This window comes from Roseateles sp. (genome assembly GCF_039595595.1).
Taxonomy (GTDB): Bacteria; Pseudomonadota; Gammaproteobacteria; order Burkholderiales; family Burkholderiaceae_C; genus Roseateles.
This window is the reverse complement of record NZ_JBCNLG010000010.1, coordinates 76,052-93,351: the sequence shown is the minus strand read 5'-3', so window position 1 is coordinate 93,351 and position 17,300 is coordinate 76,052. Positions and strand designations below refer to the sequence as shown.

General features: G+C 68.5%; 15 protein-coding genes and 1 tRNA gene. 15 read left to right on the top strand and 1 reads right to left on the bottom strand.

Annotation, left to right across the window (positions count from 1 at the left end; genetic code table 11):
- Positions 1-5 precede the first annotated feature (5 nt).
- The 14 genes from ABDW61_RS14270 to ABDW61_RS14205 all read left to right on the top strand — a co-directional run bounded on the left by ABDW61_RS14270 (position 6) and on the right by ABDW61_RS14205 (position 14,415).
- Positions 6-1,025, top strand: a complete 1,020-nt coding sequence (locus ABDW61_RS14270) for a RodZ domain-containing protein (RefSeq protein WP_343639524.1) — start codon at positions 6-8, stop codon at positions 1,023-1,025.
- Between the two features lie 87 nt (positions 1,026-1,112).
- The gene (gene ispG, locus ABDW61_RS14265; RefSeq protein ID WP_343639637.1) at positions 1,113-2,417 is read left to right on the top strand and encodes a flavodoxin-dependent (E)-4-hydroxy-3-methylbut-2-enyl-diphosphate synthase; all 1,305 of its coding nucleotides are present in this window, start codon (positions 1,113-1,115) and stop codon (positions 2,415-2,417) included.
- Complete coding sequence (gene hisS, locus ABDW61_RS14260) at positions 2,414-3,721, top strand: histidine--tRNA ligase (RefSeq protein WP_343639523.1); 1,308 nt, start codon at positions 2,414-2,416, stop codon at positions 3,719-3,721. Before ispG ends, hisS begins: the two co-directional genes overlap by 4 nt.
- 39 nt (positions 3,722-3,760) lie before the next feature.
- Positions 3,761-4,435, top strand: coding sequence for a tetratricopeptide repeat protein (locus tag ABDW61_RS14255; protein WP_343639522.1), 675 nt, complete (start codon positions 3,761-3,763; stop codon positions 4,433-4,435).
- On the top strand, positions 4,432-5,589 hold the full coding sequence (bamB, locus tag ABDW61_RS14250; protein WP_343639520.1) for an outer membrane protein assembly factor BamB: 1,158 nt from the start codon (positions 4,432-4,434) through the stop codon (positions 5,587-5,589). The genes ABDW61_RS14255 and bamB overlap by 4 nt, the downstream gene beginning before the upstream one ends.
- 1 nt (position 5,590) lies before the next feature.
- Positions 5,591-6,946, top strand: coding sequence for a ribosome biogenesis GTPase Der (der, locus tag ABDW61_RS14245; RefSeq protein WP_343639519.1), 1,356 nt, complete (start codon positions 5,591-5,593; stop codon positions 6,944-6,946).
- Between the two features lie 79 nt (positions 6,947-7,025).
- Positions 7,026-7,268 (top strand): RNA chaperone Hfq, encoded by a 243-nt coding sequence (gene hfq, locus ABDW61_RS14240; protein WP_091722923.1) that lies wholly within the window; start codon positions 7,026-7,028, stop codon positions 7,266-7,268.
- A gap of 6 nt (positions 7,269-7,274) precedes the next feature.
- Complete coding sequence (gene hflX, locus ABDW61_RS14235; protein WP_343639517.1) at positions 7,275-8,564, top strand: GTPase HflX; 1,290 nt, start codon at positions 7,275-7,277, stop codon at positions 8,562-8,564.
- Positions 8,565-8,707: 143 nt separating this feature from the next.
- A complete protein-coding gene (gene hflK, locus ABDW61_RS14230; protein WP_343639635.1) occupies positions 8,708-9,904 on the top strand; it encodes an FtsH protease activity modulator HflK in 1,197 nt (398 codons plus the stop codon).
- Positions 9,905-9,923: 19 nt separating this feature from the next.
- Positions 9,924-10,820 carry a protease modulator HflC gene (gene hflC, locus ABDW61_RS14225; protein WP_343639516.1) on the top strand — a complete coding sequence of 299 codons (897 nt, stop codon included), beginning with the start codon at positions 9,924-9,926 and terminating at the stop codon, positions 10,818-10,820.
- A gap of 93 nt (positions 10,821-10,913) precedes the next feature.
- On the top strand, positions 10,914-11,099 hold the full coding sequence (locus ABDW61_RS14220) for a DUF2065 domain-containing protein (protein ID WP_343639514.1): 186 nt from the start codon (positions 10,914-10,916) through the stop codon (positions 11,097-11,099).
- Between the two features lie 167 nt (positions 11,100-11,266).
- Positions 11,267-12,430, top strand: coding sequence for an ATP phosphoribosyltransferase regulatory subunit (locus tag ABDW61_RS14215; protein ID WP_343639512.1), 1,164 nt, complete (start codon positions 11,267-11,269; stop codon positions 12,428-12,430).
- Between the two features lie 53 nt (positions 12,431-12,483).
- Positions 12,484-13,821 carry an adenylosuccinate synthase gene (locus ABDW61_RS14210; protein WP_343639511.1) on the top strand — a complete coding sequence of 446 codons (1,338 nt, stop codon included), beginning with the start codon at positions 12,484-12,486 and terminating at the stop codon, positions 13,819-13,821.
- Positions 13,822-13,893: 72 nt separating this feature from the next.
- A complete protein-coding gene (locus ABDW61_RS14205) occupies positions 13,894-14,415 on the top strand; it encodes a phosphoribosyltransferase (protein WP_343639510.1) in 522 nt (173 codons plus the stop codon).
- 214 nt (positions 14,416-14,629) lie between these two features.
- On the opposite strand, the gene ABDW61_RS14200 is transcribed toward ABDW61_RS14205, so the two are convergent.
- Positions 14,630-14,714, bottom strand: a tRNA-Leu gene (locus ABDW61_RS14200).
- Between the two features lie 162 nt (positions 14,715-14,876).
- Between ABDW61_RS14200 and rnr the strand changes: the two genes are divergently transcribed.
- The gene (gene rnr, locus ABDW61_RS14195; protein ID WP_343639509.1) at positions 14,877-17,297 is read left to right on the top strand and encodes a ribonuclease R; all 2,421 of its coding nucleotides are present in this window, start codon (positions 14,877-14,879) and stop codon (positions 17,295-17,297) included.
- Positions 17,298-17,300: the final 3 nt, after the last annotated feature.

Genomic DNA, 17,300 nt, shown 5'->3' with positions numbered 1-17,300 from the left:
ATCGCATGACTCCGACGGCCGCCGACGAGGCGACGCCCGCAGCCGCGTCCGCTGCGCCATCCACCTTCGGGCCCAGCTCGGCCGGCGCCGCGCTGCGGCGCGCGCGCGAAGCCCGTGGCCTGCACATCGCCGCGCTGGCCGCGACGCTGAAGGTGCCGCAATCCAAGCTGGAGGCGCTGGAGGCCGACCGCTACCAGGACCTGCCCGATGCGACCTTCGCGCGGGCGCTGGCGCGCTCGATGTGCCGCGTGCTGAAGATCGAGGCCGCGCCGGTGCTGGCGATGCTGCCGAGCAGCGGCGCCGAGGCCTCGCTGGACCGGGTCACGCCGGGCCTGAACCAGCCCTTCCGCGAACGCTCGGTGGGTCACGAGCCGATGCTTTCGGCGGAACTGCTGAAGCGTCCGGCCGTGCTGGGCGTCGCCGTGCTGCTGGTGGCCGCGGTCGCCGTGTACGCCATTCCGTCGAGCTGGATCGAGCAGGTGACGCAGCGGCTGCGCGCGCCGGAGCCGGCCGCCACGACTGCGCCCGGACCGGGCGCCGCCGTCGTGACCGCGCCCGCGGCGACGGACACGCCTCCGGCGAATGTCGAGGCACCGGTGGTGAGCGCTTCCGAGACCGCACCCGCGACGCAAGCCGCGGCCAGCGTCCCGGCGCTGCCCCCGCAGACCTCGGGCGCGGCCGCGCCATCGACGGCCACCCCGGCACCGATCACGACGCAGACCACGCCGCCCGTTTCGGCCTCCGCGCCGGCTGCCCAGCCGACCCAGGCCGGCGCCGCGGCGCCCGGCACCTCGCCGCTGAAGATCCGCGCCAGCGCCGAGACCTGGGTCGAAGTGGTCGACGCCAAGGGCCAGGTGCTCCTGTCCAAGCTGCTCCGTCCGGGCGATCAGGCCGATGTCAACGGCGTTGCGCCGCTGAGGCTGCGGGTAGGCAACGTGTCGGGCACGGAACTGGTGTTCCGCGGCCAGACCGTGGACCTGGCCGCGAGATCGCGCGACAACGTCGCGCGGCTCGAGCTGAACTGATCCCCGCCGGCCCGCCACCACCATCGTCCCCCGCCGCAGCCCCGAGCCGCCCCTCCAGCAGTACCCGTTCAGCAAGAGCGCCGCATGATGGACCAGCCAGTCATTCCCGATTCCGCCGAAGCTTCCGACCTCTCGGACCTGATCGCCGCCGCGGCGCCGTCCGCGCGCCGCTCCCGGCAGGCGCAGGTCCGCTGGGGCGGCCGCGTGGTCACCATCGGCGGCGATGCGCCGGTGCGCGTCCAGTCGATGACCAACACCGACACCGTCGACGTCATCGAGACCGCGATCCAGATCAAGGAACTCGCGGTCGCGGGCTCCGAGCTGGTCCGCATCACCGTCAACACGCCCGAGGCCGCCGACGCCGTCCCGCACATCCGCGAGCAGCTCGACCGCATGGGCATCGACGTGCCGCTGGTGGGCGACTTCCACTACAACGGCCACCGCCTGCTGACCGAGCATCCGGCGATGGCGCAGGCGCTGTCCAAGTACCGGATCAATCCCGGCAACGTGGGCAAGGGCGACAAGAAGGACCGCCAGTTCGCGCAGATGATCGAGGCCGCGATCCAGTACGACAAGGTCGTACGCATCGGCGTCAACTGGGGCAGCCTGGACCAGGAGCTGCTCGCCCAGATGATGGACGACAACGCCAGGCGCGCGCAGCCTTGGGACGGCAAGCAGGTCATGTACCAGGCGCTGATCCAGTCGGCGCTGTCATCGGCGTCCTATGCCCGCGAGCTGGGCATGAATCCCGACAACATCATCATCAGCTGCAAGGTCAGCGGCGTGCAGGACCTGATCTCGGTCTACCGCGCGCTGAGCCGGCGCTGCGACTACGCGCTGCACCTGGGGCTGACCGAGGCCGGCATGGGGACCAAGGGCACGGTGGCCTCGGCCGCGGCGCTGTCGGTGCTGCTGCAGGAAGGCATCGGCGACACGATCCGCGTCTCGCTGACGCCGCAGCCCGGCGAGTCGCGCACGCAGGAAGTGGTCGTCGCGCTGGAGATCCTGCAGTCGCTGGGCCTGCGCGCGTTCAACCCGAGCGTCACCGCCTGCCCCGGCTGTGGCCGCACCACCAGCACCACCTTCCAGGAACTGGCCAAGCAGATCGACGACTTCCTGCGGGCGCAGATGCCGGTCTGGCGCGAGAAGTACCCCGGCGTCGAGAACATGAAGGTCGCCGTGATGGGCTGCATCGTCAACGGCCCGGGCGAGAGCAAGCATGCCGACATCGGCATCAGCCTGCCCGGCACCGGCGAGGCCCCGGCCGCCCCCGTCTTCATCGACGGCCAGAAGGCGCTGACGCTGCGCGGCGAGAACATCGCTAGCGAGTTCCACGCCCTGGTCGAGAACTACATCGAAAAGCGCTTCGGCGCGAGCACCACCACCGCATGAGCAAGAACATCCAGGCCGTGAAGGGGATGAACGACATCCTCCCGGCCAGCGTCGACCGCAAGGACAAGCTGCCGAGCAGCCAGCTGTGGAGCTGGTTCGAGACCACGCTGCGCGGCGTGCTGCAGCGCTACGGCTACCAGTACATGCTGACCCCGATCGTCGAGCCGACCGCGCTGTTCGTGCGCGGCCTGGGCGAGGTGACCGACATCGTCGAGAAGGAGATGTACTCCTTCACCGACAGCATGAACGGCGACCAGCTGACGCTGCGCCCCGAAGCCACCGCCGGCATCGTGCGCGCGATGGTCGAGCACAACGCGCTGTACAACGGCCCGCTGCGCCTGTGGACGCTGGGTCCGATGTTCCGTCACGAGCGCCCGCAGAAGGGCCGCTACCGCCAGTTCAACCAGCTCGACGTCGAGGCGCTGGGCTTCGCCGGCCCGGACGTGGACGCCGAGATCATCCTGATGGTCCGCCGTCTGTGGCAGGAGCTGGGGCTGGTGGTCGGTCAGCATGTACGGCTGGAGCTGAACTCGCTGGGCCAGCCGGAGGAGCGCGCCGCGCACCGCGCCGCGCTGATCGCCTACCTGGAAGGCCACGCCGACAAGCTCGACGAGGACGGCAAGCGCCGCCTGCACAGCAATCCGCTGCGCATCCTCGACACCAAGAACCCGGCGATGCAGGACGTGGTCGAGGCCGCGCCCAAGCTGATGGACTTCCTGGGCGAGGCCAGCCTGGCGCACTTCAACGCGGTGCGGGCGATCCTCGACGCGGCCGGCCTGGAGTACCGCATCAACACGCGCCTGGTGCGCGGCATGGACTACTACAACCTGACCGTGTTCGAGTGGGTCACCGACCAGCTCGGCTCGCAGGGCACGGTCTGCGGCGGCGGCCGCTATGACGGGCTGTTCGAGCAGCTCGGCGGCAAGCCGACGCCGGCGGTGGGCTTCGGCCTGGGCGTCGAGCGCCTGCTGCTGCTGATCGACGAGCTGGGCCTGGCGGTGCCGTCCTCGGCGCCGGACGCGTACGCGATCCTGCCCGACGCCTCGGCGCTGGCCCAGGCCATGCCGGTGCTGGAAGCGCTGCGCGCCGAAGGCGTCGCGGTGCAGATGCATGCCGGCGGCGGCTCGTTCAAGTCGCAGTTCAAGAAGGCCGACGCCTCGGGCGCCCGCTACGCGCTGGTGTTCGGCGCCGACGAGCTCGCCCGCGGCGAGGTCGCGGTCAAGCCGCTGCGCGGCGACGGCGAGCAGGTCGCCCATCCGCTTCACACGGTCGCCACATGGGCGGCTGGTCTGCGCACCGCATAATCGCGGCCTCGATTTCAACCCACGGACCCTCTCTCGCACATGGCGGCTCATCTCGATCTCGAAGAACAGGAACAGCTGGAGCAGCTCAAGGCGTTCTGGAAACGCTGGGGCAATGCGATCACCTGGCTGCTGACGCTGGTGCTGGTGGCCTACGCCGGCTGGACCGGCTGGAATTACTGGCAGCGCCAGCAGGCCGCCAAGGCCGGCAAGGCCTTCAGCGAGATGGACGTGGCGCTGCGCGCCGGCGATCTCGGCAAGGGCGCCGGCATGTTCGGCACGCTGCGCCAGGACTTCGCCGGCACCGGCTATGCGGCCCAGGGCGCCCTGCTGCTGGCCAAGGCGCAAGTGGACAAGGACAAGGCCGACGACGCCCGCGCGACGCTGACCTGGGCCGTCGCCAACGCGAAGGACGAGGGCTATCGCGACCTGGCGCGCCTGAGACTGGCCGCGCTGCAGATGGACGCCAAGCAGTACGACGAGGCCGGCAAGACGCTGGACGGCGTCAAGAGCGCCGATTTCGCGCCGCTGGTGGCCGATCGCCGCGGTGACCTGGCGCTGCTGCAGAACAAGCCCGACGTCGCCAAGGCCGAATTCAAGAAGGCCTTCGACGGCATGGACAAGCAACTGGACTACCGCCGCCTGCTGGAAGTGAAGCTGGCCAGCCTGGGCGTGGCCGTCGCCGCCGACGAGCCGGCCTCGGGAGCCGCGCAATGAGCGCCCGTCCGATCCGCCGTCCCGGCATTCGCGCGGCCGCCCGCGCGGTGCTGCTGGGCTCGGTCGCGCTGACGATGGGCGCCTGCTCGCTGTTCAGCAGCTCCAATGCGCCCAAGCCGGCCCCGCTCGAGAACTTGACCCCGACGCTGCAGGCCCGCGTGGCCTGGGAAGCGCGCGTGGACAGCGTCAAGTTCCCGCTGACCATCACCGCCGTCAACGACCGCTTCGTGGTCGGCGGCTCCGATGGCGTCATCAGCGCGATCTCGGCCGCTGACGGCACGACGCTCTGGCGCGCCGACATTGGCAAGGGCCTGAGCGCCGGCGTTGGCAGCGATGGCCGTTTCGCCGCCGCCGTGACGCGCGAGAACGAACTGGTCGTCACCGAGGGCGACCGCATCCTGTGGCGCAAGTCGCTGACGACCCCGGTGGTCACCGCGCCCTTCGTGGCCGGTGAGCGCGTGTTCGTGCTGACGCTGGACCGCGCGGTGCTGGCCTTCGACGCCGCCGATGGCCGCCGCCTGTGGGAACTGCGCCGTCCGGGCGAGCCGCTGACGCTGCAGCAGGCCGGCGTGCTCGCCGCCTACCAGAACACGCTGCTGGTGGGGCAGGGCTCGCGCCTGGCCGGCGTCGATCCGCTGCGCGGCCTGCTGATGTGGGAAGCGACCGTCTCCAATCCGCGCGGCACCAACGAGGTCGAGCGCCTGGCCGACCTGGTCGCGCCAATGGCCCGCGACAACGACGTGTTCTGCGCCCGCGCCTTCCAGTCCGCCGTCGCCTGCGTCAACGCCGAGCGTGGCAATACCGTCTGGACCCGCAACAACGCCGGCCTGCGCGGCCTGGGCGGCGACGCGGCGATCGTCGTCGGCGCCGACGCTTCGGACCGCCTGACCGCCTGGGGCACCCGCTCGGGCGACGTCGTCTGGACCGCGGACCAGTTCCAGAACCGCAAGCTCAGCGCGCCGCTGGTGACCGACAAGTCGGTCATCGTCGGCGACAGCGAGGGCTACGTGCACTTCCTGTCCAAGGACAAGGGCCTGACCGTGCAGCGCCTGCAGACCGACAGCTCCGGCATCGCCGCGGCGCCGGTGCAGCTCGGCGGCACGGTGCTGGTCGCCACCCGCAGCGGACGCCTGTTCGCGCTGCGCCAAGACTGATATGAAACCTGTGATCGCCCTGGTGGGCCGCCCCAACGTGGGCAAGTCCACGCTGTTCAACCGGCTGACGAAAAGCCGCGACGCCATCGTCGCGGACTTCGCCGGCCTCACGCGCGACCGCCACTACGGCGACGGCCGCCTGGGCGATCGCGAGTTCATCGTCATCGACACCGGCGGCTTCGAGCCGGACAGCACCACCGGCATCGTCAAGGAGATGGCCAAGCAGACCCGCCAGGCCGTGGCCGAGGCGGATGCGGTGATCTTCGTGCTGGACGTGCGCACCGGCCTGGCCGGCCAGGACATGGACATCGGCCGCTACCTGCGCCAGTGCAACAAGCGCGTCTTCGTCGCCGTCAACAAGGCCGAGGGCATGAGCGACAGCCCGCTGCTGGCCGAGTTCCACGAGCTGGGCATGGGCGAGCCGCATCCGGTCTCGGCCGCGCACGGGCAGGGCATCCGCTCGCTGCTCGAGGCGGTGCTGGACAGCTTCGACGCGCCCGCCGGGGACGACGAGGACGATGAGCCCGCCGAGGGCGCCGGCCCGGACGACGAGCGGGCGATCCGCCTGGCCGTGGCCGGCCGCCCCAACGTCGGCAAGAGCACGCTGATCAACACCTGGCTGGGCGAGGAACGGCTGGTCGCCTTCGACATGCCCGGCACGACCCGCGACGCCATCAGCGTCGACTTCGAGCGCAACGGCCAGAAGTTCAAGCTGATCGACACCGCCGGCCTGCGCCGAAAGGGCAAGGTCTTCGAGGCGATCGAGAAGTTCTCGGTGGTCAAGACGCTGCAGGCGATCGCCGATGCCAACGTCGTGCTGCTGCTGATCGACGCGACACAGGGCGTCACGGACCAGGACGCGCACATCGCCGGCTACGTGCTGGACAGCGGCCGCGCGGTGGTCGTGGCGATCAACAAGTGGGACGCGATCGACAGCTATCAGCGCGAGACCATCGAGCGCCAGATCCTGACGCGCCTGGCATTCCTGCGCTTCGCCCCCATCCTGAAGATCTCCGCGCTGAAGCGGCAGGGCCTGGGCCCGCTGTGGAAGGCGCTCGCGGACGCCTACTCGTCGGCCTATCGCAAGATGACGACGCCGGTGCTGACCCGGCTCATCCAGGAAGCGGTGCAGCATCAGCAGCCGCAGCGGGCGGGGATTTCGCGGCCGAAGCTGCGCTACGCGCACCAGGGCGGCATGAATCCTCCGATCGTGGTCATCCACGGCAATGCGCTGGACGGCGTCAGCGACGTCTACAAGCGCTACCTGGAAGGCCGCATCCGCGACCATTACAAGCTGGTGGGCACGCCGCTCAAGATCGAGCTGCGGTCCTCGAAGAATCCGTTCGCCGAATCCTGAGGTCCCGGCCGTCCGGGGAAACCCGGGGCTGTGATAAGGTCCGGGCTTCCAACACCACTCCCACAACACGGAGCATATCGTGAGCAACAAAGGACAACTCTTGCAAGACCCCTTCCTGAACCTGCTGCGCAAGGAGCATGTTCCTGTGAGCATCTACCTCGTGAACGGCATCAAGCTGCAAGGCCACATCGAGTCCTTTGACCAGTACGTGGTGCTGCTGCGCAATACGGTGACGCAGATGGTCTACAAGCACGCCATCTCCACGGTGGTCCCCGGCCGCGCCGTGAATTTCCACGCCGGCGAGAGCAACGACGCCAGCTGAAGCTGATTGACCACGCAAGACCCCACCCATTCGACGCCGCCCCTTGAGGCGGCGCGCGCCATTCTGGTGGGGGTCGATCTGGGCCGCGGCGAGGCCTTCGACCCCACCCTTGACGAACTCGCGCTGCTGGCGGAGTCCGCCGGTGACACCCCGGTCGCCCGGATCGTCGCCAAGCGCAAGGCGCCCGATGCGGCGCTGTTCGTCGGTTCCGGCAAGGCCGACGAGATCAAGCTGATGGTGCAGGCGCACGGCGCCCACACCGTGCTGTTCGACCAGGCCATCTCCCCCGCCCAGCAACGCAACCTGGAACGCCACCTCGGCGTGCCCGTGGCCGACCGCACCGCGCTGATCCTGGAGATCTTCGCGGCCCGCGCGCAGAGCTTCGAGGGCAAGCTGCAGGTGGAGCTCGCGCGGCTGCAGTACCTGGCCACGCGCCTGGTGCGGCGCTGGAGCCACCTGGAGCGTCAGAGCGGCGGCATCGGCATGCGCGGCGGCCCCGGCGAGCGCCAGATCGAGCTCGACCGCCGGATGATCGACGACCGCATCAAGTCGATCAAGGAACGCCTGAAGAAGGTCCAGAAGCAGCGCGCCACCCAGCGCCGCGCACGAGCCCGCAACGGCGTGTTCCGCGTCTCGCTGGTCGGCTACACGAACGCCGGCAAGAGCACGCTCTTCAATGCGCTGACCAAGGCGCGCGCCTACGCGGCCAACCAGCTGTTCGCGACGCTGGACACGACGACCCGCTCGCTCTACCTCGAGGAGGCCGGCACCAGCGTGTCGCTGTCGGACACCGTCGGCTTCATCCGCGACCTGCCGCACAAGCTGGTCGAGGCCTTCAAGGCGACGCTGCAGGAAGCGGCCGACGCCGACCTGCTGCTGCATGTCGTTGACGCCGCCAGCCCGGTGCTGACCGAGCAGATGGAGGAGGTCGAGCGGGTGCTCGCCGAGATTGGCGCGCAGCACATCCCGCAGGTGCTCGTCTACAACAAGCTCGACCTGCTCGAGGAGACCCAGCGCCCGCGCCAGCTGCAGGACTGGCTCACGCGCATCGGCGGCGAGCATGGCGGCCAGCGGCTGCCTCGCCTCTTCGTCAGCGCGGTGCACGGCGAGGGGCTCGACGAGCTGCGCGCGATGATCGCGTCGCTGATGCAGGCCGAGCCGGTGCCCGAGTACGCGGGCCTGGACACCGATCTGGCGCAGGCGCGGGAGGGCGGCGGCGATGCTGACTTGAACCCGCAAGACCTGCCCCAAGATCCGCCAGACCCGCAGGATCATCCGCAGGGACGCACAGGCTGAGATCGCTCATCAATGCCCGATACTTGCAACAAGACTTCCTCATCAGGATGCGTATGAATCAAGACGATCGCCTGTCCGCCGCAGCCGGCGGACGTGGCCCGCAGGGTGGAACCGGTGGCCTGCGCCGCCGGCTGGGGCTCTGGATGAGCAATGGCCGCAACGAAGGCCCGCCGGATCTGGACGAACTCTGGCGCGACTTCAACCGCAAGCTGTCTCGCCTGTTCGGTGGCCGCGGCGGCAATGAGGGCGGCGGCCCGTCGGGCAATGGCGGCGGCAACCTGCAGCCCGACATGAAGGGCGCTGGCATCGGCGTCGGTCTGGTGATCGGCGTCGTCGCGCTGGGCTGGCTGGCCAGTGGCGTGTTCATCGTGCAGGAAGGCCAGCAGGGCGTGATCACCTCGTTCGGCAAGTACAGCCGCACCGTGGACGCTGGCATCCAGTACCGCCTCCCGTATCCGTTCCAGGCGCACGAGGTCGTGTCGTTCACGCAGCTGCAGACCGTCGACGTCGGCCGCAATTCGGTGGGCCAGGCCTCGGGCCTGCGCGACTCGTCGATGCTGACGCAGGACGAGAACATCATCGACATCCGCTTCACCGTGCAATACCGGCTGAAGGACTCGCGCGACTACCTGTTCGAGAACGTCAACACCGATGACGCCGTGACGCAGGCCTCCGAGTCGGCGGTGCGCGAGATCGTCGGCCGCAGCAACATGGACTCGGTGCTGTACGAGCAGCGCGACGCGATCGCCACCGACCTGGCCAAGTCCATCCAGGCGCAGCTCGACCGGCTGAAGACCGGCATCCAGATCGTCAACGTGAACGTCAGCAGCGTGCAGCCGCCCGAGCAGGTGCAGGCCGCGTTCGACGACGCCGTCCGTGCGACCGCCGACCGCGAGCGCCTGAAGAACGAGGGCGAGGCCTACGCCAACAACGTGATCCCGCGCGCGCAGGGCCAGGCGGCCCGCCTGCGCGAGGACGCCGAGGCCTACCGCGCCCGCGTCGTCTCGTTCGCCGAGGGCGATGCCCAGCGCTTCAAGTCCGTGCTGGCCGAGTACCAGAAGGCGCCCGCCGTGACGCGCGACCGTCTCTACATCGACACGATGCAGCAGGTCTATTCGCGCGTGACCAAGGTGATGGTGGACTCGCGCAGCGGCTCCAACCTGCTGTACCTGCCGCTGGACAAGCTCGTGCAGCAGTCCCAGTCCGGCCAGGGCACGGTCACCACGACGGCCCCGACGCCCGTCATCCCGACCGATCCGGCCACCGCCGGCGCCAGCCCGCTGAGCACCGATCCACGCTCGCGCGACAGCATGCGCAGCCGCGATCGCGACGGCCGCTGATCGACAGGAGCCCACAACAATGAATCGCATCGTCTCCGTCGTCGTCGGCCTGCTGATCCTGTTCATGATCGCCAGCTCGACGCTGTTCGTCGTCGACCAGCGCCAGTTCGCGGTCGTCTACTCGCTGGGCGAGATCAAGGAAGTGATCACCGAGCCCGGCCTCAAGTTCAAGCTTCCGCCCCCGCTGCAGAACGTGGTCTTCCTGGACCGCCGCGTGCAGACGCTGGACAGCGCCGATCCGCGCGCGATCTTCACCGCCGAGAAGAAGAGCATCGTCATCGACTGGCTGGTGAAGTGGCGCATCGTCGACTCGCGCCAGTTCATCCGCAACAGCGGTCCCAGCATGCGCAACCTGGAGTCGCGCCTGAGCCCGATCGTGCAGGCCGCGCTGAACGAGGAAGTGACCAAGCGCACCGTGCGCGCGGTGCTCGCGACTGAACGCGAGAAGGTCATGCTCGACGTGCGCAAGCGCCTGGAGGAAGAGGCCAAGCAGTTCGGCATCGAGATCGTCGACGTGCGGGTCAAGCGCGTGGACTTCTCGGCCAGCATCACCGAGTCGGTCTACAACCGGATGAAGTCGGAACGGGCGCGCGTGGCCAACGAGCTGCGCTCCACCGGTGCCGCCGAGGGCGAGAAGATCAAGGCCGATGCCGACAAGCAACTGGTGATCATCACCGCCGAGGCGTATCGCGACGCGCAGAAGATCATGGGCGAGGGCGACGCCAAGGCCTCGGCGCTGTATGCCGACGCGTTTGGCCGCGACCCGCAGTTCGCGCAGTTCTTCCGTTCGCTGGACGCGTATCAACGCTCGTTCCAGAACAAGAGCGATGTGATGGTGCTCGATCCATCGAGCCAGTTCTTCAGCACGATGCGCAACGGGGGCCCAGGCGCCCCGGCCGCCGCGCCGAAGAAGTGATCGCCGCTGCGGCGCACCGGTCTTCGGACCGGGCGCCGCGCGGTCGTTGCGCCATTGCGCCGTGAGGTGGCAACCGGGGAGGGCGTGCTCATCATGAGCGGCGACAAGTGGCTGGCGGCGCTGGCGCTGCTGCTGATCATGGAAGGGCTGATGCCCTTCCTGAATCCCGGCGCATGGCGCCAGCTGTTCGCCAAACTGTTGGCGATGAACGACGGTCAACTGCGTTTCCTCGGGCTGGCCAGCGTGCTGTGCGGCGGCTTGCTGCTGTTGCTGCTCTGAGCGGCGGTTCCGAGGAGCGGGGCCCTGCGGGAGGCATCGCGGCGGCTGTCGCGAAGCCTCGGTGAACCGTTGACGAATCCGCGCCGGACCCGCGCGTCGGGGGCTCGGCCGCCGTGGTTCGCCGCGACCCCGGTACAATGCCGTTTTTAACCCCTCCCTGAACGTCCATGGCCTCTGCTTGGCTGCTGCCCGAGCACATTGCTGACGTCCTGCCCTCCCAGGCTCGCCGCATCGAAGAACTGCGGCGCGAATTGCTGGACATGGCGCGGACCTACGGTTGCGAGCTGGTGATGCCCCCAATGCTGGAGCATCTCGACTCGCTGCTTTCCGGCACCGGTCAGGCGCTGGACCTCAAGACCTTCAAGCTCGTCGACCAGCTCTCCGGTCGCAGCCTGGGCCTGCGCGCGGACACCACGCCGCAAGTGGCCCGCATCGACGCTCACCTCCTGAACCGCGCCGGCGTGACGCGCCTGTGCTACTGCGGCCCCGTGCTGCATACCCGGGCTGAAGGCCTGACGGCGACGCGCGAACCCTTGCAGTTCGGCGTCGAGATCTACGGCCATGCCGGTCTGGAGGCCGACCTCGAAGCGCAGGAGCTCGCGATCGACGCGATGCAGCGTGCCGGGTTGAGACGGCTCGTGCTGGACCTGGGCGACGCGCGCCTGGTGCGCGGCGTTCTCGGCGATCACTCGCTGAGCGAAGACCGCCTGAGCACGCTGGTGGCCGCGATGGCCGCCAAGGACGCGGCGGGCGTGGCCGCTTTCTCCGACGAACTCCCGGACGACGTGGTTGCCGCGCTGCAGACGCTGCTGCGTCTGTATGGCGGCACCGAGGTGCTGGCCGACGCGCGCCGAGCGCTGCCCGCCAATGCGCTGGTCACGGCCGCGCTGGACGATCTGGACTGGCTGATCCACCACCTGCGCGCCGCGTATCCCGACGTGCGCATCGGCGTGGACCTCGCGGACCTGCCGGGCTTCGGCTATTACAGCGGTGTCCGTTTCGCCTTGTACGCGGAGGGCGGCAGCGATGCGGTCCTGCGCGGTGGCCGCTACGACGAGGTCGGCGCGGTCTTCGGCCGCCGGCGTCCGGCGGTCGGCTTCAGCCTGGATCTGAAGACGCTGGTGGGGCTGATCCCCGCCACCTCGCTGCGGGCCGCGGTGCGCGCCCCCTGGGGCGAGGCGCCCGACCTGCGCGCGGCGGTCCGCCGCCTGCGCGAGCAGGGCGAGACCGTGGTCTGCGTGCTGCCAGGCCACGAACAAGAGAACGACGAGTTCGAATGCGACCGCGAGCTGGTTCAGGCCGGCGGTCAATGGGTGCTGCGATCGCTCTGAGCGACGCGATCCGCCCCTCCACCCCCTCAACCTCAATTCATCGGAAGAACGTCATGCAAAGCAGTGAGATCGCGCGCGGCCGCAACGTGGTGGTCGTCGGCACCCAGTGGGGTGACGAGGGCAAGGGCAAGGTGGTCGACTGGCTGACGGACCACGCCCAGGGCGTGGTGCGCTTCCAGGGCGGTCACAACGCCGGCCACACGCTGGTCATCAAGGGCGTGAAGACGGCGCTGCAGCTGATCCCTTCGGGCATCATGCGCGATGGCGTCGCCTGCTACATCGGCAATGGCGTGGTGCTGGATCCGACCCACCTGCTGTCGGAGATCGAGCGCCTGGAGAAGGCGGGCGTCGAGGTGCGTTCGCGCCTGTACATCAGCGAGTCCTGCCCGCTGATCCTGCCGTTCCACGTCGAGGTCGACCGCGCCCGCGAGGCGCTGCGCGAAAGCAGCGGCAGCGGCAAGATCGGCACGACCGGCAAGGGCATCGGCCCCGCCTATGAGGACAAGGTCGCCCGCCGCGCGCTGCGCGTTCAGGACTTGAAGCATCCCGAGCGCTTCGCCAAGAAGCTGAAGGAACTGATCGAGCTGCACAACGTGGCGCTGTCGGGCTATCTGAATTCGAAGGCACTGGAGTTCCAGCCGGTCTTCGATCACGCGATGGCACTGGCCGGCCAGATCAGGCCGATGATGGCCGACGTCGGCTACATGCTGCACAAGGCGCATTTGCGGGGCGACAACATCCTGTTCGAAGGCGCGCAGGGCACGCTGCTGGACATCGACCACGGCACCTATCCGTATGTCACCTCGAGCAACTGCGTCGCCGGCAACGCGGCCGCGGGCGCTGGCGTCGGTCCGCAGATGCTGCATTACATGCTGGGCATCACGAAGGCCTATGCGACCCGCGTCGGCTCGGGCCCGTTCCCGACCGAACTCGATTGGGAAACGCCCGGCACGGTGGGACACCACCTGTCGACGGTCGGTCAGGAGCGCGGCACCGTCACCGGCCGCGCGCGCCGCTGCGGCTGGATCGACGCGGCCGCGCTGAAGCGCTCGATCATCATCAACGGCATCACCGGCCTGTGCCTGACCAAGCTGGACGTGCTCGACGGCCTGCCCGAGATCAACATGTGCGTGGGCTACGAGCTCGACGGCCGGCAGATCGACATCCTGCCGCTGGATGCCGACGAGATCGTCGCATGCAAGCCCATCTACGAAGTCTTCCCGGGCTGGACCGAATCGACCTTCGGCATCACCCGATGGGAGCAACTGCCGGCCAACGCGCGCGCCTACCTGAAGCGCGTCGAGGAAGTGATTGGCGCACCGATCGCGATGGTGTCGACCGGTCCCGACCGTGAGCACACCATCCTGCTGCAGCACCCGTTCCAGGCCTGAGCGATCGCTCGGACCCTGTTGATTTTCGTCTTATCCAGACCTGACCCCATTCTTCGCTGAGGAGCCTCCCCCATGCTGACCGACGACGGCAAACATCTGTACGTGTCCTGGGATGAATACCACCTGTTGATTGAACGCCTGGCGCTGAAGGTGCATGCCTCCGGCTGGGAGTTCGATCAGATCCTGTGCCTGGCGCGTGGTGGCATGCGTCCAGGGGATGTGCTGTCGCGGGTGTTCGACAAGCCGCTGGGCATCATGTCGACCAGCTCGTATCGCGCCGAGGCTGGCACGATTCAGGGCCGTCTGGATATCGCCAAGTACATCACCATGCCCAAAGGCGAACTGGCCGGCCGCGTGCTGCTGGTGGATGACCTGGCGGATTCGGGCGTGACGCTGAAGGCCGTGGTGGAGCGGCTGCGCGGAATGCCGGCGATCAGAGAACTGCGCTCGGCGGTGATCTGGACGAAGAGTGTCTCGGAATACACCCCGGACTATTACGTCGAGATGCTGGAAACCAGCCCCTGGATCCACCAGCCGTTCGAGGACTATGATTCGCTGCGCCCGGAAGCGCTGGCGAAGAAATTCGCGATCTGATGAACGAAGGGCTGACGATGTCAGCCCTTTTTGTTTGGGGGTGCCGGGAGTGCGCCGCGCTCGCTGCCGCCGCGGAGAGGACTCGGTCACGCTTCGCGCGACCCCGGTTTGGACCAACGGTCCAAACCATTCGAGTCCTCCCGTGATGCCCACTGGGCATCACTTCCTGGGCGGAAGAATGAGAAAAGCCGGCTCGTGGCCGGCTTTTCAGATTTGGTGCCCAGGAGAGGACTCGAACCTCCACGGAGTTACCCGCTAGTACCTGAAACTAGTGCGTCTACCAATTCCGCCACCTGGGCAAGGTCAGAAGCCAGCTTCTCGAAAAACTCGGATCAAGCTACTTTGAAGTATTCTTGAGCCTTCAGTTTCTTCGAAACGCCAAATCGCTTCTGCGTTTCAGGAAAGACAAGGATTCTACTATCAAAAACTTCAAGAACGCAAGCCCCCCGAGCCATCAGCTGATGGGGGAGGTTGAAGGCACGGTGCAGGGCCACCGCGACGGGCACGGATTCCTGATGCCTGACGACGGCCAGCCGGATATCTATCTGTCCTCGCAGGAGATGCACGCCGTGATGCACGGCGATCGCCTGCGCGTGCGCGTGGTGCGCTACGACAAGCGCAACCGTCCCGAAGGCCGCGTGCTGGAGATCCTCGACCGGCGCAAGAAGCCGATCATCGGCCGCCTGTTGCTGGAGTCCGGCATCTGGCTGGTCGCGCCCGAGGACAAGCGTTACGGCCAGGACATCCTGATCCCGAAGAACGCGATCGCCAACGCGACCGCCGGGCAGATCGTCGCGGTCGAGCTCACCGAGCCGCCATCGCTGTACTCGCAGCCGGTGGGCCGCGTGACCGAGGTGCTGGGCGAGATCGACGACCCCGGCATGGAGATCGAGATCGCCGTGCGCAAGTACGAGGTCCCGCACGCGTTCTCCGCGGACACCCTGGCGCAGGCCGCCAAGCTGCCGGACAGGGTGCGCGCCGTCGACATGAAGCACCGCGTCGATCTGCGCGACGTGGCGCTGGTGACCATCGACGGCGAGGACGCGCGCGACTTCGACGATGCCGTCTACTGCGCGCCGCACAAGCAGGGCCGCGGCAAGACCGCCTTCGCGGGCTGGCGCCTGCTGGTCGCGATCGCCGACGTCAGCCATTACGTGAAGCCGGGCGAGCCGCTCGATCGCGATGCCTACGAGCGCGCGACCTCGGTCTACTTCCCGCGCCGCGTGATCCCGATGCTGCCGGAGAAGCTGTCGAACGGACTGTGCTCGCTGAACCCGGAGCAGGACCGGCTGTCGATGGTCTGCGACATGCTGATCACCGAGGCCGGCGAGCTGCACGCCTACCAGTTCTATCCGGCGGTGATCAACTCGCATGCGCGCTTCACCTACACGGAGGTCGCCGCGATCCTGGGCAACACCCATGGACCGGAGGCGCACAAGCGCAAGGCGCTGGTGCCGCACCTGCTGCATCTGCATGAGGTCTACCGCGCGCTGCTGTCGCAGCGCGCCAAGCGCGGCGCGGTCGACTTCGAGACCACCGAGACCCAGATCGTCTGCGACGACAACGGCCGCATCGAGAAGATCGTTCCGCGCACCCGCAACGAGGCACACCGCCTGATCGAGGAAGCGATGCTCGCCGCCAATGTCTGCGCGGCGGACTTCATTGCTGGCGGCAAGCATGCATCGCTGTATCGCGTCCACGAGGGGCCGACGCCCGAGAAGCGCGGCACCTTGCAGGCTTATCTGCGCGCGCTGGGCATCGGCATGGGCATCAGCGACGACCCCACGCCCGGCGAGTACCAGGCCATCGCGCAAGCGACCAAGGATCGTCCGGACGCGCAGCAGATCCACACGATGCTGCTGCGCTCCATGCAGCAGGCGATCTACACGCCGTTCAACTCGGGCCACTTCGGCCTCGCGTACCAGGCCTACACGCACTTCACCAGCCCGATCCGGCGTTATCCGGACCTGCTGGTGCACCGTGTGATCAAGGCGCTGCTGGGCTCGAAGAAGTACGCGCTGGACGCGCACAAGATGGACGCGGCCAACCCGCTGCCCAAGCGTCCCGGCAAGCCTCAGGCGAAGACGCCGAGTCCGGCCACCGCCACGACCGAGGCCGAGCGCTGGGAGATCGTCGGCGCCCATTGCAGTGCCAACGAGCGCCGCGCCGACGAAGCCTCGCGTGACGTCGAGGCCTGGCTGAAGTGCCGCTTCATGCGCGACCACCTCGGCGAGGAATTTGCCGGCACCGTCAGCGCGGTGACGACCTTCGGGCTGTTCGTGCAGCTGGATGCGCTGTATGTCGAGGGCCTGGTGCACATCACCGAGCTGGGTGGCGAGTACTTCCGCTTCGACGAGGTCCGCCAGGAGCTGCGCGGCGAGCGCACCGGCATCCGCTACGCCACCGGCGCGCGCGTGCAGGTGCAGGTGAGCCGCGTGGACCTGGACGGGCGCAAGATCGATTTCCGTCTGGTGCGCGAGCAGGACGAGCATCGCCTGCTGCGCGGCGCGATGCGCGACAAGCATGGCGAGCGCCAAGGCGACGGCAATCGTTCCGGCAGGAAGCAGGACAAGCGGGCCGATCAGCGTGGCGATCAGCAGCGCGCGCGCCGCGATGCCGCGGCGGCTCCGGCCGCCACGGTGGAGCCGATGCCGCTGCCGCCGCCCGACCCGCCAACCGCGGTCGACGCGCTCGAGCGCATCGAGCAGGCGGATCGCGTGCTGAAGTCCGAGCGCCGCAAGTCGGCGCGCGCGACCAAGACCGCGACCACCCATCCGGTGCAGGCGGCCAAGCGCACGGCGCGCAGTTCGGCCAAGTCGGTCGCGGCGAAGGGCAGCGGCGCGCCCGCGGCGAAGACGGCGCGGCGCAAGCGCGGCGCCTGAGCG

Excerpts from the sequence above, each read along its gene's own strand:
- ABDW61_RS14270 (WP_343639524.1), top strand. The coding sequence starts at position 6 with ATGACTCCGACGGCCGCCGACGAGGCGACGCCCGCAGCCGCGTCCGCT.
- ispG (WP_343639637.1), top strand. The coding sequence starts at position 1,113 with ATGGACCAGCCAGTCATTCCCGATTCCGCCGAAGCTTCCGACCTCTCG.
- hisS (WP_343639523.1), top strand. The coding sequence starts at position 2,414 with ATGAGCAAGAACATCCAGGCCGTGAAGGGGATGAACGACATCCTCCCG.
- ABDW61_RS14255 (WP_343639522.1), top strand. The coding sequence starts at position 3,761 with ATGGCGGCTCATCTCGATCTCGAAGAACAGGAACAGCTGGAGCAGCTC.
- bamB (WP_343639520.1), top strand. The coding sequence starts at position 4,432 with ATGAGCGCCCGTCCGATCCGCCGTCCCGGCATTCGCGCGGCCGCCCGC.
- der (WP_343639519.1), top strand. The coding sequence starts at position 5,591 with ATGAAACCTGTGATCGCCCTGGTGGGCCGCCCCAACGTGGGCAAGTCC.
- hflK (WP_343639635.1), top strand. The coding sequence starts at position 8,708 with ATGAGCAATGGCCGCAACGAAGGCCCGCCGGATCTGGACGAACTCTGG.
- hflC (WP_343639516.1), top strand. The coding sequence starts at position 9,924 with ATGAATCGCATCGTCTCCGTCGTCGTCGGCCTGCTGATCCTGTTCATG.
- ABDW61_RS14220 (WP_343639514.1), top strand. The coding sequence starts at position 10,914 with ATGAGCGGCGACAAGTGGCTGGCGGCGCTGGCGCTGCTGCTGATCATG.
- ABDW61_RS14215 (WP_343639512.1), top strand. The coding sequence starts at position 11,267 with ATGGCCTCTGCTTGGCTGCTGCCCGAGCACATTGCTGACGTCCTGCCC.
- ABDW61_RS14210 (WP_343639511.1), top strand. The coding sequence starts at position 12,484 with ATGCAAAGCAGTGAGATCGCGCGCGGCCGCAACGTGGTGGTCGTCGGC.
- ABDW61_RS14205 (WP_343639510.1), top strand. The coding sequence starts at position 13,894 with ATGCTGACCGACGACGGCAAACATCTGTACGTGTCCTGGGATGAATAC.
- rnr (WP_343639509.1), top strand. The coding sequence starts at position 14,877 with ATGGGGGAGGTTGAAGGCACGGTGCAGGGCCACCGCGACGGGCACGGA.